26 protein-coding genes are annotated in these 26,121 nt (G+C 29.0%); 1 reads left to right on the top strand and 25 read right to left on the bottom strand.

Going from position 1 to position 26,121, the window contains the following annotated elements; genetic code table 11:
- Nucleotides 1-139: 139 nt before the first annotated feature.
- From BS62_RS05730 to BS62_RS05695, 8 genes are all read right to left on the bottom strand, one after another.
- The gene (locus BS62_RS05730) at nt 140-1,396 is read right to left on the bottom strand and encodes a cation:proton antiporter (protein WP_496490293.1); all 1,257 of its coding nucleotides are present in this window, start codon (nt 1,394-1,396) and stop codon (nt 140-142) included.
- Nucleotides 1,397-1,624: 228 nt separating this feature from the next.
- Nucleotides 1,625-2,899 carry a cation:proton antiporter gene (locus tag BS62_RS05725; protein ID WP_496490292.1) on the bottom strand — a complete coding sequence of 425 codons (1,275 nt, stop codon included), beginning with the start codon at nt 2,897-2,899 and terminating at the stop codon, nt 1,625-1,627.
- 250 nt (nt 2,900-3,149) lie between these two features.
- The gene (gene epsC / locus BS62_RS05720; RefSeq protein ID WP_496490291.1) at nt 3,150-3,680 is read right to left on the bottom strand and encodes a serine O-acetyltransferase EpsC; all 531 of its coding nucleotides are present in this window, start codon (nt 3,678-3,680) and stop codon (nt 3,150-3,152) included.
- Between the two features lie 475 nt (nt 3,681-4,155).
- Nucleotides 4,156-4,389 (bottom strand): DUF1450 domain-containing protein, encoded by a 234-nt coding sequence (locus BS62_RS05715; RefSeq protein ID WP_496490290.1) that lies wholly within the window; start codon nt 4,387-4,389, stop codon nt 4,156-4,158.
- A gap of 512 nt (nt 4,390-4,901) precedes the next feature.
- Nucleotides 4,902-5,309, bottom strand: a complete 408-nt coding sequence (locus tag BS62_RS05710) for a hypothetical protein (RefSeq protein ID WP_496490289.1) — start codon at nt 5,307-5,309, stop codon at nt 4,902-4,904.
- A gap of 122 nt (nt 5,310-5,431) precedes the next feature.
- Complete coding sequence (locus tag BS62_RS05705) at nt 5,432-5,626, bottom strand: asparagine synthase (protein ID WP_496490288.1); 195 nt, start codon at nt 5,624-5,626, stop codon at nt 5,432-5,434.
- 83 nt (nt 5,627-5,709) lie between these two features.
- Entirely contained in the window at nt 5,710-6,144 is a 435-nt protein-coding gene (gene dut, locus BS62_RS05700) for a dUTP diphosphatase (RefSeq protein ID WP_496490287.1), read from the bottom strand.
- A gap of 102 nt (nt 6,145-6,246) precedes the next feature.
- Nucleotides 6,247-6,861: a fibronectin type III domain-containing protein gene (locus BS62_RS05695; protein WP_496490286.1), complete on the bottom strand. Its 615-nt coding sequence runs from the start codon at nt 6,859-6,861 to the stop codon at nt 6,247-6,249.
- A gap of 170 nt (nt 6,862-7,031) precedes the next feature.
- Between BS62_RS05695 and BS62_RS05690 the strand changes: the two genes are divergently transcribed.
- On the top strand, nt 7,032-9,200 hold the full coding sequence (locus BS62_RS05690; protein ID WP_496490285.1) for a type IA DNA topoisomerase: 2,169 nt from the start codon (nt 7,032-7,034) through the stop codon (nt 9,198-9,200).
- Nucleotides 9,201-9,219: 19 nt separating this feature from the next.
- On the opposite strand, the gene BS62_RS05685 is transcribed toward BS62_RS05690, so the two are convergent.
- The 17 genes from BS62_RS05685 to BS62_RS05605 all read right to left on the bottom strand — a co-directional run bounded on the left by BS62_RS05685 (nt 9,220) and on the right by BS62_RS05605 (nt 26,121).
- Entirely contained in the window at nt 9,220-10,071 is an 852-nt protein-coding gene (locus BS62_RS05685; protein ID WP_496490284.1) for a metal ABC transporter permease, read from the bottom strand.
- 15 nt (nt 10,072-10,086) lie between these two features.
- Complete coding sequence (locus BS62_RS05680; protein ID WP_496490283.1) at nt 10,087-10,806, bottom strand: metal ABC transporter ATP-binding protein; 720 nt, start codon at nt 10,804-10,806, stop codon at nt 10,087-10,089.
- 10 nt (nt 10,807-10,816) lie between these two features.
- The gene (locus tag BS62_RS05675; protein WP_496490282.1) at nt 10,817-11,755 is read right to left on the bottom strand and encodes a metal ABC transporter solute-binding protein, Zn/Mn family; all 939 of its coding nucleotides are present in this window, start codon (nt 11,753-11,755) and stop codon (nt 10,817-10,819) included.
- A 235-nt stretch (nt 11,756-11,990) separates the two neighbouring features.
- Nucleotides 11,991-12,236, bottom strand: a complete 246-nt coding sequence (locus BS62_RS05670; RefSeq protein WP_496490281.1) for a hypothetical protein — start codon at nt 12,234-12,236, stop codon at nt 11,991-11,993.
- A 97-nt stretch (nt 12,237-12,333) separates the two neighbouring features.
- The gene (locus BS62_RS05665; RefSeq protein ID WP_496490280.1) at nt 12,334-13,515 is read right to left on the bottom strand and encodes a M20 metallopeptidase family protein; all 1,182 of its coding nucleotides are present in this window, start codon (nt 13,513-13,515) and stop codon (nt 12,334-12,336) included.
- A 96-nt stretch (nt 13,516-13,611) separates the two neighbouring features.
- Nucleotides 13,612-16,245: a pyruvate, phosphate dikinase gene (ppdK, locus tag BS62_RS05660; RefSeq protein WP_496490279.1), complete on the bottom strand. Its 2,634-nt coding sequence runs from the start codon at nt 16,243-16,245 to the stop codon at nt 13,612-13,614.
- Nucleotides 16,246-16,276: 31 nt separating this feature from the next.
- Nucleotides 16,277-17,113, bottom strand: coding sequence for a pyruvate, water dikinase regulatory protein (locus BS62_RS05655; RefSeq protein WP_496490278.1), 837 nt, complete (start codon nt 17,111-17,113; stop codon nt 16,277-16,279).
- Between the two features lie 13 nt (nt 17,114-17,126).
- The gene (ccpN, locus tag BS62_RS05650) at nt 17,127-17,768 is read right to left on the bottom strand and encodes a transcriptional regulator CcpN (protein ID WP_496490277.1); all 642 of its coding nucleotides are present in this window, start codon (nt 17,766-17,768) and stop codon (nt 17,127-17,129) included.
- A gap of 164 nt (nt 17,769-17,932) precedes the next feature.
- Complete coding sequence (gene glyS / locus BS62_RS05645; protein WP_496490276.1) at nt 17,933-19,999, bottom strand: glycine--tRNA ligase subunit beta; 2,067 nt, start codon at nt 19,997-19,999, stop codon at nt 17,933-17,935.
- Entirely contained in the window at nt 19,992-20,876 is an 885-nt protein-coding gene (glyQ, locus tag BS62_RS05640) for a glycine--tRNA ligase subunit alpha (RefSeq protein WP_496490275.1), read from the bottom strand. The genes glyS and glyQ overlap by 8 nt, the downstream gene beginning before the upstream one ends.
- A 123-nt stretch (nt 20,877-20,999) precedes the next feature.
- On the bottom strand, nt 21,000-21,620 hold the full coding sequence (locus BS62_RS05635; protein ID WP_496490274.1) for a DUF4342 domain-containing protein: 621 nt from the start codon (nt 21,618-21,620) through the stop codon (nt 21,000-21,002).
- A gap of 34 nt (nt 21,621-21,654) precedes the next feature.
- A complete protein-coding gene (gene recO, locus BS62_RS05630) occupies nt 21,655-22,407 on the bottom strand; it encodes a DNA repair protein RecO (RefSeq protein WP_496490273.1) in 753 nt (250 codons plus the stop codon).
- Nucleotides 22,358-22,528, bottom strand: coding sequence for a YqzL family protein (locus tag BS62_RS05625; protein WP_496490272.1), 171 nt, complete (start codon nt 22,526-22,528; stop codon nt 22,358-22,360). The genes recO and BS62_RS05625 overlap by 50 nt, the downstream gene beginning before the upstream one ends.
- A gap of 69 nt (nt 22,529-22,597) precedes the next feature.
- Nucleotides 22,598-23,971 carry a magnesium transporter gene (gene mgtE / locus BS62_RS05620; protein ID WP_496490271.1) on the bottom strand — a complete coding sequence of 458 codons (1,374 nt, stop codon included), beginning with the start codon at nt 23,969-23,971 and terminating at the stop codon, nt 22,598-22,600.
- A gap of 15 nt (nt 23,972-23,986) precedes the next feature.
- Nucleotides 23,987-24,877, bottom strand: a complete 891-nt coding sequence (gene era / locus BS62_RS05615; RefSeq protein ID WP_496490270.1) for a GTPase Era — start codon at nt 24,875-24,877, stop codon at nt 23,987-23,989.
- Nucleotides 24,878-24,899: 22 nt separating this feature from the next.
- Nucleotides 24,900-25,301, bottom strand: a complete 402-nt coding sequence (locus BS62_RS05610) for a cytidine deaminase (protein ID WP_496490269.1) — start codon at nt 25,299-25,301, stop codon at nt 24,900-24,902.
- A 106-nt stretch (nt 25,302-25,407) separates the two neighbouring features.
- Nucleotides 25,408-26,121 (bottom strand): diacylglycerol kinase, encoded by a 714-nt coding sequence (locus tag BS62_RS05605; RefSeq protein WP_496490268.1) that lies wholly within the window; start codon nt 26,119-26,121, stop codon nt 25,408-25,410.

Genomic DNA, 26,121 nt, shown 5'->3' with positions numbered 1-26,121 from the left:
AATTCACTTCCTTAAAAGTTTAATATATTATGCTTATTTTATGTATCTAACATCGTTTTTAATCATGTATTATAAGACTTAACAAAAAAAGACTTTATTCAAAATAAAGTCTTTTTTGTTAAGTCTTATATTCTATCTTTTACATTAAATTATCCTTAATTACCTCTTCTTCTAATAATCCTAATTTGTTAGCTACCCATTTAGTAGTACTTCCTTGAACTATTAAAGTTATAAGTATAGCCATAAATACTACTGATGAAACTATTTCATATCCAGGTATTTTCATAGAAACTATTATGCCTGATAATGCTGCTGGTATTACACCAGTTTCTCTTACCCACATCATAAACAAAATTTGTTTTTTATCCCATTTAGCACCTCTATCTGGTATAGTGCAAACTAAAACAGATAAAGGCCTTGCTATGAAAATAAACACTAATGTTACTACCAAAGATTCTAACCAATACTGACCAAGTACAACAAGATTAACTTGAGTTCCTAACAATATAAATATTGACATCCTACATATACTTCCTAAGGTTTCTCTAACATATGTTTGTGCTAAGCTATCTTCATTTCGTAGATTTATTCCAAAATGATTTTTATTTCCACATATAAGCCCTACTATGAAAGTTGCCATATATCCACTGCCACCAAATTTTATTGATAATTCATAGGAAGCCAACACCCCAATTATAGATACTATTGGTGCATATTCACGAAATATCCCATATGGTTTATCACATATAAGGATCGAAAGTATAAATGATATTAATATACCGAATAACATACCTACTACTAGCATAATACCTAATTCTTGTGCATTTTCCATTACCGAAAATTTTCCTGAAGTTATAATGGTAATAACTGCGGCTGTAAGTATAGCACCAGTTGCATCATTAAATGCAGATTCACTTATGATAGTTTGTTTTACTTTATCTTGTATGTTCACTTTATTAAATATAGGTATTAATGTGGCAGGATCAGTTGAAGCTATCACTGCTCCTACTAATAATGCAAAAATAGGTTCTATTGGAAACACTATACTTGTTATTAATTGTACTACAAGTGCCGATATTACAACACCTGTAGTCGACAATAATATAACTGTAGTCTTAACGCTATTTAAAATCCTTAAGCTAACCTCTCTTCCACCTTGATAAAGAATAAAAGCAGATCCAAATATAAGTATAACGTTATTTTCTACTGGATATTTTTCAATACTAACAACATTTAACAAAGTGGGGCCAATTAATATACCTACTATTAAATAAAGTACTACATCTGGAATATTTATTATTTCACTTATTTTACTGACTACTATACCCGTTATAATTATAGTTACAAATATTGTTAATAAGCTATTTGCAGCTATAACAGCAGCTATATTTTCCATAAAACTCCCCCCATATACTTTTATACTTATTATTAGTATGTTTATGGGTATAGTAACGCAACCTTTATAATATTAATTCTTTGTTAAATAAAAAATTCGCTTCGCTCATGTCCCCAACGACCTTGAAGATCAGGTCCGTTGCTTAAGTTTAGTAGTTAGAAATTTCAATTTCTTTATAATTAAAAAAGCCTGATGAAAACCATCAAGCTAATTAATTCTATAGTAATTTTATATTATTGCACCTTTTGCCTTGTGTTGTTTCTTTGTTTCTTCTTCTTCTAATATTCCTAATTTTCTAGCTACCATTTTAGTTGTACTAGCTTGTAATAATAATGTTATAAGTATTGTCATAAATACAACTGATGATACTATTTGATATCCTGGTATTTTCATTGCAACTATTATACCTGATAATGCTGCTGGTATAACACCTGTCTCTCTTACCCACATCATAAATATCATCTCTTTCCATGACCACTTAGCTTCTCTATCTGGCAGTGCACAAGGAATTATTGATAAAGGTCTTGCTATAAACATTAAAATTAAAACTATTATTAAAGAAGGTAACCAATATTGGCTTAAAGAAGCCATGTCAATTTGAGTACCTAATATTACGAATATACCCATACGAGCTAAAGTACTAACACTTTCTCTAAAGTGTAGCTCTGATTGGAAAGATTGTTCTGGTACCCATAATCCAAATACTTTTTTATTTCCGCTTATAAGTCCGGCTATAAATACTGCCATATATCCACTACCGTGTAATAATGTAGCTGTTTCATAAGCTAATGCAACTATTAATACTGAAATTATAGGAGCATATTGGTGGAATATACCTGATTTTTTATCAGATATAAGTAATGAGAATACATATCCAAGTATTACACCAACTAAGGCACCTACTACTACCATAATAACAAGTTCTTTAGCATTTTGAGCTATAGATATTTTTCCTGAGGTTATTATAGCAAGAACTGCACTTACAAGTATTGCTCCTGTTGCATCATTAAATGCAGATTCACTAACTACTGTTTGTTTAACTCTATCTTTAATATTAACTTGCTGAAATACTGGTATTAATGTAGCTGGATCTGTTGATGCTATAACAGAACCTACAAGCAGTGCATATATAAAATCTATTTTAAATATCGCCTGCACTGCAAACGCTACCACAACTGCTGAAATTACAACTCCAACTGTAGCTAATAGACCTACCGTTGTTTTTACTTTGTTTAAAACTTTAAGCTTTATTTCTCTACCACCTTCGTAAAGAATAAAAGCTGATCCAAATGTAAGCAATAAGTTATTTTCAATAGGAAAAGACTCGATACTTACTATATTTAAAAAAGCCGGTCCCATAACTATACCTGCTATTAAAAACAATACTACATCTGGAAGATTAACTTTTTCACTTAGCTTACCACAAACTATACCTGTTATAGCTATCGCTGAAAATATAAGCAATAGGTTGCTTGTAGCTATCGCTGCTGATGAACTTTCCATATTATCACCCCATATTAGTTAGTAATAAAAGACTATGAATTTTGTATACTAAGCCTTAACTCATATCAGTATATTCCCATTCAATATTAAAGTCAACACCCTAATAAAAAATATTATTATATTGAGAATTGCAAGTAAATTACAAAGATTTTAATAATATCTGTATATTACGTTTTTTAACTATAAACAACAAAAAAAGAGCTTATAATAAATTTCATAAGCTCTTTTTACTAAATTATATATTATTAGTTTATATAATTTTCTGACCTCTAAATCTAACTACATCTCCTGGTATTCCAACTACAGTTGCATCCGAATTAACATCTTGAAGTACAACTGCATTACAGCCTATTTTTACATTATCTCCTACAGTAATAGGACCAAGTAATTTAGCTCCAGCTCCTATAAACACATTGTTGCCAACTGTTGGATGCCTTTTACCTTTATCTTTTCCTGTTCCTCCAAGAGTAACTTGATGGAACATTGTAACATTATCTCCCACTTCTGCGGTTTCCCCTATAACAACTCCCATGCCGTGGTCAATAAAGAACTTTCTTCCTATTTTTGCTCCTGGATGTATTTCTATGCCAGTGAAAAATCTACTTACTTGTGATATTAGCCTTGCTGTAAAGAATCTTTTTTTGTTGTATAACTTATGTGCTACTCTATGAGAAATCATGGCATGAACACATGGATATAATATCATAACCTCTATAAAACTCGGGCTAGCAGGGTCATTTTCTTGTATATTAGCAATATCTTCCTTTAAAGATTTAAACATATTAACCTCCAATTTATTATTGATATAATCCCATAGATAAATATTTTTCTTCAACATTTAACTTTTCTAACTTCACATATATTTTGGAAATGTTTTCATCAGCTATATTAGTTAACTTTAACATCGTGTTTTACCTATCATTTTTAATACACTATTAAATACCATGTCTTATTTCCTCCTTTTGTCATATCTAATCCCTATCATTTTAGTATGTTTTAATTATATAATTTATCATGCAATGATGTCAATAATCAGAATTATAAATTGTTACAAATATATCACCCAAAATATTACAACAAATAATTTATTATTAACAAAAAAATAGTAGAGTTTTACCTCTACTTAAAAAAAACGTGGAATTTTTTATGTATTTGGATAGTCATTGTATTTTGGGATTATACAACTTACTACTATTATTATATTCTAACTTATATATATTTATTCAACTTTAAGATTTTCTAATAATTTCTATTGTCTACATATCTTCTTTTATCATATTTCTTAACTGTTGAAATAATGCTTCTGCACTATCTGTTTGTACCACTTCATTGTTAACTATAGCATAAGGCCCTTCTGCACATTCTCTACATAATTCTAAACATGGAAATACCTCAATATCTGCTTCATCAAATTCTTCCATTAGTCTGGTCTTTACTTCTTCTGTCCCATATTGAAAATTATTTTCACAAAATTGTATTCTTATTCCCATTAAATTTATACCTCCTTGTATTTTTACATATTTGTTATATTTAACAAATAATACAAGTTTTATACTTTTAAAGCTTATTGCAATAAAAAAGTTCTAACATGCAATTTGCAAATTAGAACTTTGCTTTTATTCTTGTTATGTATATTTTGTAATATATAAAAAATATATAACAAGATAATTTTCTGTGTTTTTGCAAGAATAATTGCATGAATTTCGCATTAAACTGCATCTTGCAAATCTCTTTCATTTTTTACTGATAAGTATGCTCTGGATCATAATCATAATCCATATCTAATTCATAGTCAAAGTATACTAAAACCTCATTATTTTCCATATATATAACCTCCTATAATAGTATTGAATTCTATATTAATATTTTCTCTTTTTTTTAATTTTTCATACATTTGAATGCTTTTTTTATATTATATCATTTTAATATATTATATGCAATATTTATACAAAAGTGAACCAAAAAAAAATCTTATCAAAAGAATTGATAAGATTTTTAAAAATTATATCATAGATAATACCCTTATTTTTACATCTTCATCTAAACTGCTAAATCCAGCTATATTTTCTATATCTTCAAGTAAAAATACTTCAATATAATCATATAATGCCTTTAACACATAGTAGTCTGGCCTATCTTTAAAATATAAATATAGGTTTTTTATATACTTTAAATAACATTTATTTAATTTTAAATGAACATACTGATTATATTGCTCTCTTCTAGTTTGTTGAAAGTATTCTTTTAGCCTCATATAAGCACATTCAGTATCTCTAGTTCTTACATAATTACTAAGTCGTTCATTTAAAGCTTCTTCCATTATAAGAATCGCATCTCGATTTACTTGCATATCAATATAATAAGAGTTTTTGCTATATTTAAATTTATAAAAATCTTGAACTAGTGCCATCTATATCTCTCCTTGCATTTTATATTCCTACATTAATATTATTTTCAAAAAAATATAATTTTAATACAAAAAAATAATAAAAAAGAGCTTTTATAATATAAAAGCTCTTTTTTATTTCTTTGTTATCTTTTTCCTTTGTTCATGTCAAGAGCTCCTAAAGCTACGTGTGCAACACCTGCACCTACTAAAAGCGCTCCTGCCATATTCATATAATCATTTTTCTTCCAATTTTGTTTTTTCATTTGCATAACATCAACAGCTAGACCTGTAGCTGTAACTGCAGTACCTAACGCAACTGGTATCATTCCTTTTTTCATAATGACAACCTCCTTTAGATGTTGATTGTTATTATTGTGTGCAAATCCATATATAATATTAGATGTAAAATTTTATTAAAATGTTATTTTAGACCAGTTGAGCCAAATCCTCCACTTCCTCTATCACTATTATCTAGTTCATCAACTTCTTGTATATATACTTTATATGTAGGTTTTATAACCATTTGAGCTATTTTCATATTTTTTTCAACTTTAAAATCATTTTTACCATGGTTTATTAATATAATTCCTATCTCTCCTCTGTATCCTTCATCTATTGTTCCTGGAGAATTTAAAACTGTAATACTATGCTTTAATGCAAGTCCACTTCTCGGTCTTACTTGAGCTTCAGTATTTTTTGGCAGTTGTATTGATATCCCAGTTTTTATTAGCTTTGTTTCATTAGGTGATATTATAATTTCTTCAATTGAATATAAATCCATTCCAGCATCATCTTCATGAGCAAAATTTGGAATTATTGCATCGCTATGTAATTTTTTTATTTTTAATTCAAACATATTTTTTTCTCCTTTTAAAATTATATATTTATTATAACCTTAATATTATATAAAGAAATACATTAATTTAAATAAAAAATTTCACTATAACATAAGTTCATTTTAGTTAGTTGTAGAATATACAACTTCACTTAAGGAAGATTCTACTCCATTTTTAACTAATTTAATTTTATAAAAATATGGTGTAAGGGGTCTTAGACCAGTATCTATATATGTATTAACATCAGTTTTACCTATTTCTATATACTTTCCTTTTTCTGAGTTACTTCTATATATAAGATAATAATCAGCTTCGTATATTTTATCCCATCTTAAATATATTGCACTGCTAGAAACTGCAGATATATAAATAGATTTTGGAGGCTCTATTTTTGGTATTTCTACAGGTACTATATCACTGAATTTTGATTCAGCATTATCTTTCACAGAAGTAATTTTATAAAATACTTTAGTTCCTGGTACTACATTTTCTATTGTATATAAACTTTCATATGATTTATATATTATTTCATAGGGTCCGTCTTTTTTATTACATTTATATATATTGTAATACTCTACATCTTTTACTTTCTCCCATTCTAAATATATTTTCTTATTAGACAAAAATACAACTCTAATTCCTTGAGGAGAATCTGTTTTATCTAAAGCTACTATTGTACAAGTTAACAAAAAAGTAAAGATAATACATACCCATATATACTTTTTTATATTTTTCAAACAAACCACCTCCATTATTTTATTTTTTGTACATTTAGAGTTTTTATGTAAAAATTTATTTTAACTTATGCAAAAACAATATAGTTTCTTCTTATTGTATATATTCTATACAAAATTTAATAAATATGTTAATATTAATAATTGCTAACTAGTGAACTAGGAGGGATAGAATGAAACTAATATTGGCTGAAAAGCCATCTGTTGCGAAGACAATATCATCTTTTTTGGGTGCTAAGAAAAAACAAGACGGATATTTTGAAGGCAGTGGGTATATAGTAACTTACGCTGTAGGTCACTTAGTTTCTTTGTATGATACAAAAGACTATGATAAATCCTATTCTGGAAGTTGGAAAATAAATAACTTTCCTTTTATACCTGATAAATTTAGATTTAAAGTTGAAAGCAGCAAATTAAAACAATTTAATATAGTTAAGGAACTTTTACATAAAGAAGATATAGAATTAATTATAAATGCAACAGATAACGACAGAGAGGGAGAACTTATATCTTTTCTAGTGTTTTTACTAGCTAAAAATAAAAAACCAATAAAGAGAATATTGGTAAATGAGTGGACTCCTGAAGATATAAAGCGTGGTCTTGCAAATTTAAAAGATGATACTGAGATGAGAAATCTTCAAGCTGCAGGATATACAAGGCTTGTTATTGATTGGCTTATTGGTATAAATTTTACAAGTGTTGCAACTTTAAAATACGGTAATGGAAAATTACTTAATATAGGACGAGTTATACTTCCAACAGTAAAGCTTGTATATGATAGAGATATGGAAATACAAAACTTTATACCTGAAATTTATTTTGAACTTCACGGAAACTTCATAGCTTTAAATGGAAAATATACTGGCAAATATATTAAAAATAAAAATTCAAGATTCGATAAAAAAGAAGATATACAAAAAATCTTAGATGATATACAAAATAAAAAAGGTTTTATTAAAGATAAGAAAGTATCTAAGTCTAAAGAATATGCACCTAAATTATTTAGTTTAACATCATTACAAGGATATATAACTTCTAAACATAACGGTTGGACATCTGATAAAGTTCTTAAAGTGTGTCAATCTCTTTATGAAGGAAAGGGATCTGGAGGTTGCATAACATATCCTAGAACGGATTCTATATATTTAGAAGAAAGTTTAGCAGGCAAAGTATCTCAAACTCTAGATAAACTAAAAAAAGGCCTACCATATGAAGACAAAATAAACTTTACTAAGACAAAGAGAATATTTGATTCTTCTAAAGTAGATAGTCATAGTGCTATAATCCCAACTTATATAGTTCCTAATAAATTAACTCCTGATGAAGAATTAGTATATAAGGCAATTAAAGACAGATTTTTGGCAAACTTCATGCCTCCTGCTGAATATGAAAATACAGAGATAACTACTGATGTAAATAATCATAAATTCATAACTAAGGGTAAAGTTTTAAAATCTAAAGGGTATTTAGAAGTTTACGGTAAAGAAGAAGGCGATGAATTATTGCCACTAGTAGATATAAACGAAGAGGTGGATGTTGAAAAGTTAGAAATAGTTGAAAAACAGACTACACCTCCAAAATCATATACAGAAGATACCTTACTTAAGGCTATGAAAAATTGCGGAAAAAATATCTCTGAAGAAGATACAGCTGTTTTATCAGGTTACTCTATAGGTACATCTGCTACCCGTGCTGACGTATTAAAGAAAATATTAGATGTTGGATATGTAAGCAAAAAGGGAAAATCGTATTATATAACTGATCTTGGTAAAAACTTAGTTGAAATATTCCCTATAAAAGAACTTTTAGACGTAGATTATACAGGAAAGCTTGAAAAAAGTCTTTCTGATATACAAAAAGGACAATATACTAAAAGTGATTATTTAAGAAATATGATTGAGTTTGTATTAAAGGGTGTAGATGTTATAAAACAAGATACTAATAAATCTATAAATACAACTATTTATAAATACAATGCTTCTACTAAATCATATACTACATCTACAGATACATCTGGTGATAATTCTAAAGATATAGAGTCTTTAGGAAAATGTCCTGTATGTAAAAGTGATGTTGTAGAAATATCTAAAGGGTTCATTTGTAAAAACTACCAAGAATGTAAATTTGGAATTTGGAATGAAGATAAATTCTTAAAGGCATTAAAGAAAAAGCCTAATAAAACTATGGTAAAAAGTATATTAAAAAATGGTCAAAGCAAGGTTAAAGGGCTTACTTCTAAAAAAGGAAATAAATTTGACGCTACCCTAACATACACAAAGAAAGAAAATGGATATTGGGGATGGGATATGACATTTGAAGATAATAAAAATAAAGAGAAATAGCCATGGCTATTTCTCTTTTTTAATGTGTATCTAATGCTTTGTTTTCATAAATAGCCTTTTTTCCACTTATGTTTTTTGTTATATTTTTATAAAAAGCTGACAGTATTAAAATAAATACAGATAATATAACTATTGTTCCACCTGGAGCCAAATCAAAATAATAAGAAGTAAATATCCCAAATATTATAGATATCTCTCCAAATAAAACAGACCACAACATAGCATTTTTAAAACTCTTTGCAATTTGCAAACTAGCTGCTACAGGAAGTGCTATTAAAGAAGATACTAAAAGTACTCCAACTATTCTAAGTGTCAATGTTATAGTAGCTGCAACTAATATCATAAATATGTTATTTATTAAATTAACTGAAATTCCTGAAAATTTAGCGCTTTCTTCGTCAAATGATATATAAACCAACTCTTTATAAAATAATTTTATAAATAATAATATTACTATACCTACAAATATAATAAGTAATATATCTTCTTTAGTAACTGTGGTTATACTTCCATACATAAACGAAAATAAATCAAAATTCACATCTTGTGAGAAGCTCATAAGTATTCCTGATAATCCAACTCCAACAGCCATAATTATAGCTATAGAAAGATCCGCATATTGTTTATAACCTTTTCTAAGCTTTTCAATAACTATCGATGCAATTGTGGATGCAGTAAGTGAACCTACTAAAGGGTTTGAGTTTAATATAATAGCTCCTGCTATACCTGATAAAGCTATATGAGACAAACTGTCTCCAATTAAAGACATTCTCCTAAGCACTATAAACATTCCCATAAATGGGCATATAAATCCAACTATTAATCCAGATATTATTGCCCTTTGCATAAAACCGTATTGAAGTATTTCCAAGATACTACCTCCCCTCTAGTAAAAACAATCTAATATAATTTCTCTTGAAACAGTTTTTTCACAGTTATCATATATATCTATTTTTTTACCTTTAAGACATACAAGTTTTTTTACCTCGTGTTTAATTATGGATATATCATGAGAAACCATAACTATAGTAAGGTTTAACCTTTTGTTTAATTGAGATAACAATGAATAAAACTCACTTTGTGCTGATAAATCGATTCCTACAGTGGGCTCATCTAAAAACAATATCTCTGGAGAATTAACTAACGACCTAGCAATGAATACTTTTTGTTGTTGTCCTCCAGATAATTCCCCTATTAGCTTATGTTTGCATTCTTCGATACCTACTAAATCTAAAACACGATCAACTTCTTTTAAGTGATTTTTATTTATTGATCTAAAAAGCCCTATTTTAGAAGATAAGTTCATAGCTACTACCTCTTGCACCGTTGCAGGAAAAGATGATATAAAAGAATTAGCCTTTTGGTTTACATACCCAACTCTTTTCCAATCTTTAAATTCACTTATTTTAACTCCAAATATATCTACCGATCCACCTAATGGCTTCATTTCATTTAGCATAAGTTTAAGTAATGTACTCTTGCCTACTCCATTAGAACCTATTATGCCTACATAATCTCCCTTGTTTATTTCTAAATTTATATTATTAAGAATTATGTTATCTTGATATCCAAATGTAATATTTTTAAGTTTAATTATTGTTTCCATAATATCTCCCCTATTTTAAAGCTTTGGTCAATACATCTAAATTCTTTTTCATTAAAGATATATAACTCTCTCCATTTTCAAAATCTTTTTTACTAATTCCATCTATAGAATATAAAGTAGCCGTTTGGATGCCAACCTCATTAGCCAAAGTTTGAGCTGTTTTTGGATTTACAAGTCCATCAAAAAATATATATTTAGTATTATTCTCTTTAGCATATTTAGTTAATTCACTTAACTTAGCTGGAGATGGTTCTTGATTTGGAGACAATCCAGTTATAGACTTTTGCTTTAGATTATAAGCTTTACACAAGTATTCGTAAGCTCCGTGGGATACTACTGCAGTGTCTGTTTTTAGATTTTTTAAGTTTTCTTTATAATCACTATCTAGGCTGTTAATTTCTTTTATGTAGTCATTATAATTTTTTTCATAATAATCCTTATTATTAGGATCTGCTTTTATCAATCCATTTTTTATGTTTTCACATTCTTTTATTGCATATTCAGGATTTAACCATACATGTGGATCATATTGCCCGAGGTCTTCCTCTTTCTCATCTTCATGGTCATCTTTATTATACTTTATTGGATCTATATTATCTGTAGCTTTAACTATTACAAGTTTTTTATTTTCAGATGAATCTATCATATTTTCTGCCCAATTATCTATACCCAACCCATTGTATATAAAAACATTAGAACTTAATACTTTTCCTATTAACTTTGGACTTGGTTCCCATTCATGTGGCTCTCCTCCTGGAGGAACAACATAATTTAAATTTATTTTATCCTTACCTATATTCTTTGTAAAATCATATATAGGAAATATAGTAGTATATACAGTTATTTTATCATTATCATTTGATTGGCTTCCATCTTCCTTAGAACTATTGCAACCAACTAAAGATATTCCCATTACTACACTTATAATTAAAGTTACCAGTCTCTTCATGTTTTCACCTTCCTTAATAATATATTGCTATTAATAAACATTTTTTATTTTAATTGAGAATGCTTATCATTATTATAGCCCTTTTATTTATAAATATCAACTTTTATTATAAATTACACTTTAATATTCTACCACATATATCCATAATTTCAAAACAAGTACCTATTAATGCTTTTAAATTATTTACATAATACATCACTTTTATACTAACATTAAAAGATTGCTAGGAATATACCTAGCAATCATCAAATATATCTTGTATCTTACACTCTATCATCTTTAGCATTTCCATGAGTGTTGGATTTCTAAGTTTACATCCACACTTAGGACAATATAAATATTTTGAACTTACTAGTGCTCTACATTTCGGCTCTGGACAACATACCTTTTCTACTTTTAGTGTCACCTTATAGCCACATCTAGGGCATATCGAACCAGGTCTAGAGGATATTTCTCTTCCGCATTTAGGGCAACTAATCATATTACCCACCCCCAAGCTGTCATTATCATAAAGTATCCAAAATATGATACTTTGTTATATATAATATTCATAGGTGTCCAAATTTGTTATCGTTTTTTTAGTAATATTTTATCGCCTTTAATACATTATAAACTTGAATTGCAACTCCTATAGGAAGAGCGTCTTCATCTATATCAAAATTTGGAGTATGTCCTCCGTAAATCATACTCTTTTCTATATTTTTGCATCCTATTCTAAAAAATGCAGCTGGTCTAGCATCTGCGAAATATGCAAAATCTTCAGCTCCCATTCTAGGTTTATTTATATTTAAAACACTATTATATCCTAAGATATCAATAACAGATTCTTTTACTATATCTACTACTTCATCACTATTTACTAATCCAATATATTTTTTAATTTTAATAACTTCACCTGTAGCTCCAAAGGACTTTGAAATATTATCTACTATTTCTTCTATTCTCTTTATAGTTTTAGCTCTAATATCTTCATCTAAAGCTCTAATTGTCCCAACCATTGTAACCTTATCACACAATATATTGCCTTGGACTCCTCCGCTTATCTTTCCTATTGTTATAACTACCGATTCATTAGATGAGGTGTTTCTAGATATTATTGTCTGTATGGCATTTATAACATTTGTTGCAACTACTATAGCATCGATACCCAGCTCTGGATATGCTCCATGAGCGCTTTTTCCATATATATTGATCTCAATAGTATCTGATGATGCATTCATTCTCCCATATCTTATACCAATTTTTCCTGTTTCTATTTCAGTAGCCATATGAAGTCCAAATATAGCATCTACATATGGATTTTCTAAAACACCTTCTTGTATCATAGGATATGCTCCTCCGATATTTTCCTCAGCTGGTTGAAATATTAACTTTATATTCCCATATAAATTTTCTCTCATTTCTGATAGTATCTTTGCAGTACCTAGTTGTATTGCCATATGGGCATCATGTCCACATGCATGCATTTTACCATCTACTACTGATTTATAACTAACATTATTAGTTTCCAATATAGGAAGAGCATCCATATCTGCCCTAAGGCCTATAGTTGGTCCAGGACATTTTCCTTTTATTATTCCCACTACTCCTGTATTTGCTACCCCGGATATAAAGTGTATATTCATTTCTTCTAGATAATCACATATTTTTTGTGCAGTTCTAAATTCCTCCATGCCAAGTTCCGGATTTTGATGAAAATCTCTTCTTATATCTATAAGCCAACTTTTTAATATATTAGCTTTAGTTATTATATCGTTCATGTAATTCCTCCTAAAGACAAAACAATAACCTTATATATTAATTTATTTAAATTATAAAAAAGGTTGCTTGTATAAGCAACCTTTTTATATATTTATTTATGCATTTTTTCTTGATTTTCTTATGTCTGCTTGTGCTGCAGCAAGTCTAGCTATTGGAACTCTAAATGGAGAACAAGAAACATAATCAAGGCCTAATTCGTGACAGAAGTTTATAGAGTTTGGCTCTCCTCCATGTTCACCACATATACCTAATTTTATGTTTGGTCTACTTTCTCTTCCAAGCTTAGCAGCCAACTTAACAAGTTTTCCAACTCCATTTACATCTAGTACTTGGAAAGGATCTTTTTCAAGTAAGTTTTTATTTACATATTCTCCTAAGAATTTGTTTGCATCATCTCTTGAGAATCCAAATGTCATTTGAGTTAAGTCATTAGTTCCAAAGCTGAAGAATTCTGCTTCTTCTGCTATTTCATCAGCAGTTAAACATGCACGAGGAATTTCTATCATAGTTCCTATGCTATATGCTATTTCAACACCTGAGTCAGCTAATGTATTGTCTATTAATTCTTTTATCATATCTTTTATATATTTAAGTTCTTTTACTTCACCAACTAAAGGTATCATTATTTCAGGTACTACATTTATTCCTTGCTTCTTAACTTCTATAGCTCCTTCAATTATAGCTTGAGCTTGCATCATATATATTTCAGGATAAGTTATAGCAAGACGACAACCTCTATGACCTAACATTGGATTAACTTCTTCTAAATCATGTATTCTCTTTTTAAGTCCATCAAAAGTTATACCCATATTTGAAGCTAAGTTACGTATATCAGCATCTTCTTTCGGTAAGAATTCATGTAATGGTGGATCTAATAATCTTATATTAACAGGTCTTTCTCCCATAACCTTAAATATCTCTATAAAGTCTTCTCTTTGCATTGGAAGAAGTTTTTCTAATGCTTTTTCTCTTTGATCTAATGTATTAGATATTATCATTTCCCTAACTGCTGGTATTCTTTTTTCATCAAAGAACATATGCTCAGTTCTACATAGACCTATACCTTCTGCACCAAATTTAATTGCAGTTGCTGCATCATGTGGAGTATCAGCGTTAGTTCTTATTTTTAATTTTCTAAATTCATCAACCCAAGTCATAAATTCTTCAAAATTTCCACTTAAATTAGCTTCAACAGTATCTATTTTATCTAAATAAACATTACCCGTTGTACCATCAAGAGATATATATGAACCTTCACTTATAACTATGTCTTGAACACTCATTTCTCTTTTATTTTCATCTATTTTTATTTCTCCGCATCCACTAACACAACACTTACCCATACCTCTAGCTACAACTGCAGCATGAGAAGTCATACCGCCTCTAGCTGTAAGTATACCTTCACTAGATATCATTCCTTCTATATCTTCTGGAGAAGTTTCTACTCTAACTAAAATTACTTTATCTCCTCTTTTATTTGCTTCTACTGCATCTGCTGCTGAGAAATATATTTTACCACTTGCAGCACCAGGAGATGCAGGAAGTCCTGTAGCTAATACTTTAGAATTTTTTATAGCACTTGCATCAAAGTTTGGATGAAGAAGTTGATCTAATTGATTTGCTTCTACTCTAAGTATAGCTTCATCTTTTGATATAACTCCATCTTTTACTAAATCTACAACTATGTTTATAGATGCTTGAGATGTACGTTTTCCATTTCTAGTTTGTAATATATATAATTTTTCATTTTCTATTGTAAATTCTATATCTTGCATATCCTTATAATGACCTTCAAGTATATGAGTTACTTTTACAAATTCATCATATATACTTGGCATTATATTATTTAATGTATCTATAGTTTGAGGAGTTCTTATTCCTGCAACAACGTCTTCACCTTGTGCATTAATTAAATACTCTCCATATAATTTATTTTCTCCTGTAGATGGGTTTCTAGTGAACGCAACTCCAGTACCACTAGTTTCACCCATATTTCCAAATACCATAGATTGTATATTTACAGCAGTTCCTAAAGTATCTGATATATCATGTAATCTACGGTATACTATAGCACGAGAGTTGTTCCAAGAATTAAAAACAGCAGTTATTGCTAACATAAGTTGCTCTTTTGGATCTGATGGAAACTCTTTTCTTAATTCTTTTTTGTATATAGCTTTGAATTCAGCAACTAAAGCTTTTAAATCTTCTGTTGTAAGGTCTGTATCAAACTCATAACCTTTTTCTTCTTTAACTCTTTCTAATGCATGTTCAAATTTGTATTTAGGTACATCCATTGCTACATCTGAGAACATCTGTATAAATCTTCTATAGCTATCGTATGCAAATCTTTCGTTGTTAGTAGCCTTAGCTAAAGCTTCTACTGCTACATCGTTTAAACCTAAGTTTAATATAGTATCCATCATTCCAGGCATTGAAAACACTGATCCTGAACGTACAGATAATAAAAGTGGATTTTTATCGTCCCCTAATTTTTTACCTAAGTTATTTTCAAGACTTTCTAAATGTTGTTCTATTTCTTTAGCTAATTCAGTTGTTACTGTTTTTTCTTTTTCATAATAATAGTTACATGCACTTGTTGTTATAGTGAATCCTGGAGGTACTGGCAAACCTATTTTAGTCATTTCTGCTAAGTTTGCTCCTTTTCCTCCTAATAAACTTTTCATTTCTTTAGTTCCTTCACTAAAATCATATACATACTTAGTACTCATTTAACATCCTCCATTTTGCCCCCATGGCATTTTATTTGTCATCTTCAAGGTGTATAATTATTCCACTTTCTTTTATTATATCTAATATAATCCCTGCAGTTTCTTCTATAGCCTTTTTTGAAACATCTATAACTGGACAACCTACTTTTTTCATTACCATATCTGAATATTCAAGTTCTTCAAGTATTCTATCCATAGTAGCATAACTTGCACTACTAGATAGACCTAATGTCTTTAGTCTTTCTTGTCTTATAACATTCAGCTTCTCAGGTGCATTTGTAAGTCCTATTATCTTCTTATGTGGAATTTCATAAACTTCTTTTGGTACAGGTATTTCTGGAACTAATGGTACATTTGCAACTTTTATATTTTTATTTGCTAAGTACATACTAAGAGGAGTTTTAGACGTTCTAGATATACCAAGTAAGATAATATCTGCCTTTAGTATTCCTCTAGGATCTTTTCCATCATCGTATTTTACAGCAAATTCTATAGCCTCAACTCTTTTAAAGTATGCCTCATCTAGTTTTCTAATAACCCCTGGCTCTCTTTTTGGTTGTAAGTTTGTAATACTTGATATCGCTTTTATTAGAGGTGTCATTAAATCTACACAGTTAATTTTACCTGCCTTACAATTTTCCTCTAAGTAAGAAGTAAGTTCTAAATCTACCAACGTGTAGACTACTATAGCTTTTTCTCTTTGTGCTTCATCTAATATTTCTTTTATGTAATCTACATCTGTAACATAAGGAAATCTTCTTATTTCATATTTTCCATCTAAATCAAACTGTGATGCCACTGCTTTTGTAACTTGTTGAGCTGTTTCACCTACTGAGTCTGATATTACATAAACAACTAAATTATCCATAATTTCCTCCTACCTAGTTGCTAGCTAGTTCTACAAGTAGTTTAGTTATATTTGTTTTAGAAATTCTTCCTATAACTTTTGTTATTTCTCTGCCATATTCACTTACTGTTTCAACTACGGGAAGTGAATCAATTTCATGTTCTATTATTTTTTTACTTGCTTCAATTACATTATCTTCTGGTCTTGAAATTACAACATTAGGCATTCTAGTCATAATAAGTCCTACAGGTATTTTATTTATATCACTTCCACCTATAGTATTTTTTAGCAAGTCTTTTCTAGAAACCACACCGCATAATTCATTTTCTTCATTTGTTATAAATATTGTTCCCACATCTGATAAAAACATAGAAACTATAACATCATATACTGTTGTATCTTTTTTTACCACTATAGGTAAACTCATTATATCTTTAACTTTTTTATCAGTTAATTTTTTATTTAAAAGATTGTTTTCATTCACTCCAGAATAAAAATATCCTACTTTAGGTCTTGCATCTAATATTCCTGTCATAGTAAGTATTGCCAGATCCGATCTTAATGTGGCTCTAGTTACACTTAATATGGATGCTATATGCTCACTAGTTATGGGTTCATTTTCTTTCACTATTTCTATTATCTTTTGTTGGCGTTGATTAAGTTGAATGATATTCACCCTCTTTTCATATATGTTACACTATTTGTTGTTTTTTCTCTATATAGTATATTATATATCCATATAATATATTCTGTAAATGTTTTTTTGTATATTATTAGTTATAAATTATTGTATTTTATGTAATAAAAGCCGAGGATAATCCCCGGCTTAGATTTATGTTATTATTTATAAACTATTTTAGATAAATCACATATTGTAAGCATAGTATCGTAGATTTGTCTAAGTAGTGCTAGTCTATTATTTTTTATTTCTTCATCTTTGTCCATTATCATTACAGAATCAAATACATTATCCACCGGCTGCTTTAATGTAGCAAATTCATCAAGTGCTTTTGAGTAATTTTTATTACTAATGTACTCTAAAACATTAGTTCTAACAGATATAAACTTATTATATAATTCTATTTCTGATACTTCTTTTAATAAAGTATCATTTATTTTAGAATGTTGTGATTTTTGAGCTAATGTTGCAACTCTGTTAAACGCAGTTAACATTTCTACTAACTCATCTTTATCTAACCAGTTGTTTAATTGCTGTGCTCTTATATACATATCAGATATGTCGTCTATATGTGCACTAAGTACTGCATCTACAACATCGTATCTTATTCCTAAATCCTTAAACATATTTTTTATTCTATCTTTGAAGAATTCAATTATTTCGTCAGATACTTTTTCTTTATTTATATTTAAGAATTCATAATTATTAAGAGTATAGTTTATCAAACTTCTTAAGCTAACATTTATATTTTTATCCATTAATATATTTATTATACCTAAAGCTTGACGTCTAAGTGCATAAGGGTCCTGTGATCCAGTTGGTTGTATTCCTATAGCAAAGAAACCTGCTATTGAATCTAGTTTATCTGCTATAGATAAAACTATTCCTGAATTAGTTTGAGGTAAAATATCTCCAGCAAATCTTGGTAAGTAATGCTCAAATATAGCTTCACTTACATTTGTATTTTCATTAGATAATTTTGAGTACTCTCTTCCCATTACACCTTGAAGTTCTGTAAATTCAAATACCATAGAAGTTACTAAATCTGCTTTACAAAGCTTTGCCGCTCTTGATGTATTAGATATATCTTCTTTATATCCTAATTCATTTAATATATCTTTAGATAAGTTTTCTATTCTTATAGTTTTATCATAAATTGTTCCAAGTTTAGCTTGGAATACAACACTTTTTAATTTTTCTGTATATGATTCTAATGATTTTTTTGTATCTTCTTTGTAGAAGAATAGCGCATCTGCAAGTCTAGCTTCTAAAACTCTTTCATTACCTTTTTTAACGTTTTCTATTGCATAACTATCACCATTTCTTACAGCTATGAAGTTTGGAAGAAGTTGTCCATCTTTCTCTACTGGGAAATATCTTTGATGTTGTTTCATAGGAGTTATTATAACTTCTTTAGGCAATTTTAAATAATCTATATCAAATTCTCCATAAAAAGCAGTTGGATATTCAACTAAATAGTTTACTTCTTCTAATAATTCCTCATCAAATACAAGTTCTCCACCTAAAGATTTTGCAATATCTATACACTGATTTTTTATTATTTCTGCTCTTTTTACATGATCTATTATTACATAGTTTTCATCTAACTTAGTTAAATAATCCCCAAGTGAGTTAACTTCAAATTCTTTTTTACCTAAGAATCTATGTCCTTTTGTTATATTAGAAGATTTTATTCCTTCTAATTCAAAGTTTAATACTTTGTCATTGTAAAGAGATACTATCCATCTTATAGGTCTAGCAAACCTTAAATTTTTTCCTCCCCAACGCATAGCTTTTGGAAAGTTTATAGATTTGATTACATCTGGAAGTATTGTTTCTAAAACTTCTTCAGTATCCCTACCTTCTTTTCTTATTTTTGCATGTACATATTCATCTTTTCCTACAGTTTTAAAGTATAAATCATTAAGTTCTACACCTTTACTTTTCATAAATCCTTGAAGAGGTTTTGTAGGGTTATTATCGCCATCAAAGGCAATTTTTTTAGCTGGACCCTTTAGTTCTTCTTCTAAATCACTTTGTCTGTCAGCTATATCTTCTATTATTAAAGTAAGTCTTCTAGGTGTAGCATAAGTCTTTAAACTTCCAAAGCTTATTCTGTTTTCTCCTAAAAGTTTTTTTGTTGAAGTTTCTAATTGATTAAGTGATGAGTTTATAAATCTTGAAGGTAATTCTTCAACTCCTATTTCAAATAAAAGGTATTTATTCATTATTTTCACCCTCCTTTAAAAGAGGTAGTCCCATTTCATGTCTTTGATTAACGTAGATTTCGGCTACTTTTCTAGCCATACCTCTAACTCTAGATATGAAAGATGCCCTTTGACTAACACCTACTGCACCTCTTGCATCTAGGGTATTAAATGTATGTGAACATTTTAAAACATAATCATAAGATGGTACTACAAGACCTTTATCCATAAGTCTTAAAGCTTCTTTTTCATAAATATCAAATAAATTGAAAAGCATATCAGAATCAGCTTCTTCAAAGCTATATACTGAGTTTTCATACTCTGATTTTTTGAATACATCTCCATATTTTATATTATCATTCCACTTAAGGTCATAAACATTATCTACATCTTGAATATACATAGCAAGTCTTTCAAGACCATATGTTATTTCCCCAGATTCTAGTTCACAATCTATGCTACCTACTTGTTGAAAATATGTAAATTGAGTTATTTCCATGCCGTCTAACCATACTTCCCATCCAAGCCCCCAAGCACCTAGAGTTGTAGACTCCCAGTTATCTTCAACAAATCTTATATCATGTTCTTCTGGAATTATTCCTATAGCTCTTAAGCTTTCTAAGTATAATTCTTGAATATTATCAGGAGATGGTTTTAATATAACTTGAAATTGATGGTGTTGATATAATCTGTTAGGATTTTCACCATATCTAGCATCAGCTGGTCTTCTAGATGGTTCAACATAACATACCTTCCATGGCTCTGGACCTAATGATTTCAAAAATGTATTTGGATTCATAGTCCCTGCACCTTTTTCTGTATCATAAGGTTGCATAATGATACAATTTTGCTTAGACCAGTAATCTTGTAAAGTAAGTATCATGTTTTGAAAATTCATATACTTCCCTCCTATTATGTAATTTATAAAAAATATAGCCTTTCGTTTTCACGAAAGGCCCTTAATTGATGATTTCTAACTTTTAGATTAACAAACTATGAATTATTTGTCAAGCAAGTTATATTATTCCATTATTGTATCGTTATCTTTAGCTTCTACATTAGCTGTAGTAGTAGTTGTTGTTGTTGTAGCAGTAGCAGTAGCAGTATATGATTCTTTCATTAAATCTTCTGTAACATCTTTATTATCTGTAGTAGTAGTAGTTTTTTCTTTTCCAGGATTCATAATAGTTTTTAGGAAGTTTATTTTTTCTTCTGTCAACTCTCCTAAGTCTAATATTACTTCTTCATTTTCTTTAGTTATCTTTACGTTATATTTAGTAAGCATAGCAGCTGATAATCCTAATAAAGTTGCCATTGGTCCTAAAATTAATGCAGCAGCTCCAACTGTTATAGGTAAATTTATAACTTTATCTCCATCTTTTTCTATAACTACCCTAACGACATTTCCTTTTTTGATCATATCTTTTAAGTTACTCATCATTTCACTATTCATATTACCCATGTTTTCAAACATTGCATGTAGATCTATATTTTTTTTATTATTTTTATTTTCTAGATATAATATTGCCTCTATAACATCTCCGTTAGTAGCAGTTAGTGCTTCTTTTGCATCAGCATATGATGCAGTTGGCATTCTATGTAGTACTTGATCTATTTGTTCTAATGTTATATTACTATTCATATTTACCACTCCTATACTTATTATTTATTCATAATTATATATTATCCATATTCTGTAATAAATATAACGATTTTAGATTTAAATTATCTAGATAGTTTTGCATATACAGTCTTAGTATTTTTTCTAGTTCATTAGTTATATACTTTGATACTTTTGCTTTGTTACAAGTTAATATATCGTTATTTAATATATAATCCATGAGTTTTATAGTAGTTTGATCTATTTTAAGATTATTTTCAAATTTATTTTGACAATCCTTACATAATACTCCACCTTCATATATATTAAACATTACATTTTCTAATTTATTAGTTTTACAATTTGTACATCTATTTACTATTGGTTTATATCCTATATATTCTAAAAACTTTAGCTCAAAGGCACGTGTTATATACTTATAATCTATATCTAAGGTAGAATATAAATACAGCGTTTGAGCTAATAATACAAATAGTCTGTTGTTTGTTTGATTTTCATATACAGAGTCTTCAACTAATTTAGTTATATAAGTTGCATAAGAAAAAGCTTCAATATTATATGATATATTATAAAAACTTTTAATTATGTCAGTTTGACTTACCTTATACATTGTACCGTATTTTCTCAAGGTATAGTTTGCATAAGATAAAGGCTGTGATGTTGCAAGTAATGTGCTTTTATTTCTTTTAGCTCCTTTTGCAAGTACAGATACTTTTCCAAGTTTTCTTGTAAATACAGTAAGTATTAAATCACTTTCTTTATACTTCGAAGCCCGTAAAACTATCCCCTGGGTATTGATTGTCATCATAGTTGCTACTTATCTCCCTTATTTCTTCATTTGTAACGATAGAGCTAGTGTATTCTTTTATATATAAATACGCCTCTATGCTTCCTGTTTTTTTAAAAACTTCCCAACATATATTGTTCATTTTTAAAAACCCCCTTCTTACGGTTATAGTATATTTTTAGTAAGAAGAGGGAAAATAATTCATGTTATTTTATGCAATTTTTGACAATAAAGTATTTACAACTATAAAATAAACTGTAACTCCTGTTATATCAAGAGTTGTAGATATAAGAGGAGCTGATACAATAGATGGATCTACATCTAATTTTTTAAATATTATTGGGACTAAAGCTCCAATAATAGCACCAACTATCATATTAACTATAAGTGCTAGAGATACTATAAGAGATATACTTAAACTTTTTATCCATATATATGTAGTTATAAATATTATTAAACTACAAGCTATTCCAGTTAAAGCTCCTGTAGCTCCTTCAATTAAAATATTTCTAATTTGGCCATCTTTAGAAGAAAGAGCTCTAACAGTAAGTGCAGATGCTTGTGTTCCTATATTTCCACCCATGCCTAGTATAAGTGGAATAAAAAACACTAATGCTATATAATTTTGATTTAAAATAATATCTAACTTTGAAAAAACCATAGTTCCAAGGAATCCGCCAAACAAGGTTACTATAAGCCAAGGTAGCCTTGCTTTTACAGATCCTAGTATTTGAACTGATGGTTTATCTTCTTCAGCATTTTCACTTTCATATTCAGATGTTCCAGCAAATTTATACATATCTTCAGTTGCTTCTTCTTCCATTACATCTATAACATCATCTACTGTTATTATTCCTCTTAGCTTTTCACTTGAATCTATTACAGGGATAGCAAGTAAATCGTATTTAGATACTAACTTTACAACTTCTTCTTGGTCATCATCTACGTATACAGATATAATATTTTCACTCATTATATTTTCTAATACATTAGATGGCCTTGACGTTATAAGTTCTCTTAAAGATAATACTCCAACTAACTTATCTTGTTGGTCAACTACGTATATGTAATAAATTGTTTCAGCACTTGGAGCATTTTCTCTCATATAGTCAATGGCTTCACCAACAGTCATGTCTTTTCTTACAGCCATAACATTTGTTGTCATTATTCCACCAGCTGAATCTTCTTTGTATACCAAAAGTTCTTTTAAGTCTTTTGCATCTTCATGATTTAATAAATCTATTATTTCTTCTCTTCTTTCTTCTTCTAAATCCCCCAATATATCAGCCATATCATCTAGTGACATAAGTTCTAATATACTTTTTTTATGCTCTAAGCTTATTTTAGATAAAACAAAATCAAAAAGTTGAGAATCAGCTTCATCTAATATAGTGGCAGCTAAGTTAATCGGAAGTATTTCAAATAACTTTAACTGTCTATTTTCATCTAATATCTCTATTAACTCTGCTATATCTTTTTGATGATATTCTTCTAGTAATTCTGTAACTTCTAGTATTTTATTGTTATCTATTAAGTTTATAACATCATTTAATAGTTTCTTGGACATTTCTTCATTCTTATCCATAAAACCCACCTTTACTTATTTATCTGTATAACCGAAATTTGAAATAGAATTTTGTAAATTTCTCCAGTTTTCTTTTACTTTTACCCATACTTGTAAATTAACTTTAGATCCTAAAAGTCTTTCTATATCTTCTCTAGAAGATTTTCCTATACCTTTAAGTTTTCTTCCATTCTTACCTATTATTATACCCTTATGTGAGTCTCTTTCACAATATATAATTGCATTTACATCTATTATATCTTTTTCTTCTCTTGATTTCATTTGCTCTATATCAACTGCAACACCATGTGGAACTTCATCATGTATATAATGTAATACCTTTTCTCTTATAAGCTCTGCGATTAATACTCTTTCGGGTTGATCTGTAATCATATGATCTGGGAAGTATTTAGGACCTTCTTCTATATATTTTCTTAGAACTTTTAGTAATGTATCTGTGTTTTTTCCTTTTAGAGCTGATATTGGAACTACATCGGCAAATAAATTTTCGTTATGATATTTTTGCATAAGTACTAATAATTCTTCTTTTTCCAATTTATCTATTTTATTTATTACTAATATAACAGGAGATTTTACACTTCTTAAATCTTCTATTATTTTTCTATCTCCAGGCCCTATACTCTTTGATTCGTCTACAACAAATATAACAACATCCACATTTCTAAATGCCTCTGATGCTGCTTTTACCATATATTCACCTAATACATTTTTAGGCTTATGAAGTCCTGGTGTATCTAAAAATACTATTTGAGAATCTTTATCTGTATAAACTGCCTGAATTGTATTTCTAGTTGTCTGAGGTTTATCACTCATTATTGCTATTTTTTCACCTATCATACTATTCATAAGTGTTGATTTTCCTACATTTGGTCTTCCTACTATACTAGCAAATCCTGATTTAAACATATTGTCACTCCTTATTTTTATCTTATCTAAAGTCTGTTGATTCAAATGAATGTGGAAGTAATTCTGCTATAGTATACTCTTTTATATCTCCATCTGATACACCTAATATTATTCTTATATCTTTTCCAAATTCGGCTACTACCTGTCTGCATATTCCACATGGAAATGTCTGTAGTCCTTTTTTAGAATTGTCACTAGCAACTGCTATAGCATCAAATTCTCTTTCGCCTTCTGATATTGCTTTAAATATAGCTGTTCTTTCAGCACAATTTGTTCCACCATATGAAGCACATTCTACATTGCACCCAGTATATACTTTTCCTGATTTTGTAAGGAGTGCTGCTCCAACATGAAAGTTAGAATAAGGAACATACGCTCTACTTACAACTTCCTCTGCTATTTTTAACAGCTCTTTATTATCCATTAAAAAACCTCCTAATTAATTGGGAATATTACTATTTATATTTATGAGTACTAATCATTATACCAAAACAACACAAAAGTGGGAATATATATATTATCCCCACTTTCTAAAATAAACTTAATTGAAACACTAAAATAGTTACTAAAACCCCCAAAAGGGCACCTGCCACAGTCTCCCAAAAGGTATGTATTTTTCCTTCTATCCGGCTTTGTGCAACGAGTACTGCCATAATATATGTAAGTGTTGATGCCACTACTTTTTCTGTAATAAATGTAACAGCTGTTGCTATTGCAAATGCAAGGGCTGCATGGCCACTTGGCATACCTCCTTGAAGAGGGGTTCCTGTATCAGTTAGTGCCTTTACAACTACAACTACAATTAATACCATAACTATACATATTACAGTTACGTGTAATTCTGACTTTCTTATAGTATAAAAAAGTTTATGAGACAGATCATTTATTTTATCAAAGAATAGTATGTATCCTACAACTACCGAATTTAGGGTAGCTATTAAAACAGCACCCGCGGCAACATCTTTTGCTATTTTTGCTAAAGGATGATATTCATCTGTTATTATGTCTACTGCTTTTTCTACTGCTGTATTAAACATCTCAGATATTACTACCAAACTTATAGCAAATAATAGTAATAACATCTCTTGCTTTGTAAAGTCGAAAAATAAACTAGATATAAGAACTAAAACTGCTACCAAATAATGAACCTTCATATTTCTTTCGTGTTTAAATGTATATATTATACCATCTATTGCACAGTTGAAAGCTTTCATTAAACTTTGACGTTTTTTTCCTTGTTTCAT

The organism is Sporacetigenium mesophilum DSM 16796 (assembly GCF_059569055.1).
Note: the sequence above shows the minus strand (reverse complement) of the source record. Positions and strands in the feature narration are given on the sequence as shown.